At 67.2% G+C, this 2058-nt stretch carries 1 protein-coding gene; it reads right to left on the minus strand.

The features are described 5' to 3' along the window. The coding region (locus tag AC5LSR_RS21880; RefSeq protein ID WP_493468926.1) for a hypothetical protein at nt 1-1394 on the minus strand (1394 nt) is incomplete at its 3' end. Nucleotides 1395-2058 lie beyond the last annotated feature (664 nt).

Raw genomic sequence — 2058 nt, forward strand, 5'->3', positions numbered from 1 at the left:
AACCGTCCTTCGTCCCTCGGCTGCCCGGGGGCGGTGTCCCGGGGCCGCGGGTCGATGAGATCCGTCAGGGAGCGCAACGTGTCCGCGTCGCACACGGCATCGGCGAACGGACGCCGGCCGTCACGCTCCTCCTGCAGACCGACGCTGTAGGCCACAAGCACCTCACCGGACGCGGCCGAGGACCAGCGGAACAGGTCGGGCACGCTGGGCAGACCAGGCATCCGCGTGAACAGCGCCCCGGCCCGGCGGGGGTCACGGTCGTCCGCGTGGCGTGCCGACCCGGCCGCTCTGACAAGGTAGCCGCGGTTCGGGATCCGCAGTCCGTGATGCTTGTCGCCGGCGAAGTTGTTGATCCATCTTCGACCGGTGAGGAATGCCCCGGCCTTGCTCAGGTGGCCGCGGCCGCTGACCCGTTCGATGAACGGCCCCAGCGTCTCCGTCTTCCCGGGGCCGCGTCTGCCCTCGTTGTTGATGACCGGGTCACCGGCTTCTCGTAACGAGTTGTATCCGCTGAGCAGCCACGCCCGGCCGAGCATCACCGCCTGTACCTCACGGCGGGCGAGCCGGTCGAAGAAGGCGTTCTCCAGGGCCGCCGGATCCGTGACAGCCAGCTCGCCGTTGGTGTCGATCCCGCACCGGGACGCGAGTTTCGTGAAGTTCTCGACGTCGAGGCGCTGCCGGGCATCCAGCATGCGCAGCAGGTCACGGGTCCGCGGATGGTCGTCGCCGACATGGGCGGCGAGCGCGCCGAACATCCGCCGCCGCGCCAGCCACGGCGCCGGGTCGTCCTCGACGCGCAGGTCGACCAGCTTGCCGTGGGCGGGTTCCTGGATCGGCCGGACGTCGACCGGGCGGCCGTCCGCGAGCGCGGCCATCAGGCACCCGATCGTCAGCCCGGTGGGACCAGTGCCGATACCGGTGACGATCCCGCCCACCTCACGGTGGGCCCCGAGCCACTCCCGCAGGACCCGGCGCCCGACCGGCAGTGTCGGCCACTCGGCGACAACAACCCGCTCGACATCGAGCTTCGGGTCGAGGACAGGACCGTAGGCGTCGGGCACCAGACCGAGCGCCCGCTCGATCGCCTCGGCCAGCCCGGCGGTGGCCCGAGCCCCCTTCTCGGTCGCGACCAGCAACAGTCGGTCGCCAGGCACCCACAGCTCAAGCAGGATCTCCAACGGCACCTTCTCCCACCGCCGCTGGGGATCCACAACCGGCGTCGTCAGCGAACGACGAACAGTCTCCTCGTCCCCGGCATCAACAGCGGCCAGGAGCCCGGCAACCTTCTCGGGCAGGCTGGGCCCGGCGGACCCACCATCGCCCCCGGAACGCAACCGTGCCTGACTGTCCACCCCCAGATCGGACGCCCCGAGAACGTGAACGAACACCCGCATCACGACCACCCCCGTAGAAACCGACCACGAGGGTACCCGCCACCCCCGAGACACCAGCAGCCCACCCACCTACAACCGACCAGGTAGCTCACTGGCGCCCCTACGAGTACAGGGTGGCTGTCAACGAGACCATGCTCCAATCCGACCCGGATTTACAGATCACGGGAACCATTCGACGACCTGATCGCACTCGGCATCTTCACCGACGGGTTTCAATCCGACTCGGATTTTGTAGATCGCGGGGACACCCGACTAGGAGAAGTCCAAGGATGGGCATCATGTTTCAATCCGGCTCGGATTTGTAGATCACGGGGACCCGATCATCGTTTTCGTGACGGTCCTGGGAACCGGAGTTTCAATCCGGCTCGGATTTGTAGATCGCGGGGACGCGGCAGTTCCGCGGCTGGGGTGCCATGTTCGGTTTCAATCCGGCTCGGATTTGTAGATCGCGGGGACCTCACCGCAGAAGGGGCGGCGAAGCGCCAGAAGTTTCAATCCGGCTCGAATTTGTAGATCGCGGGGACCCAGACCAGAGCCCGTCCAGAGTGGAGGGCCTGCCGTTTCAATCCGGCTCGGATTTGTAGATCGCGGGGACCGGACATCCTGTTCCGTCCGCTGGAGGTCATCCCGTTTCAATCCGGCTCGGATTTGTAGATCGCGGGGA

Source organism: Protofrankia sp. CiP1_Cm_nod4 (assembly GCF_982290645.1).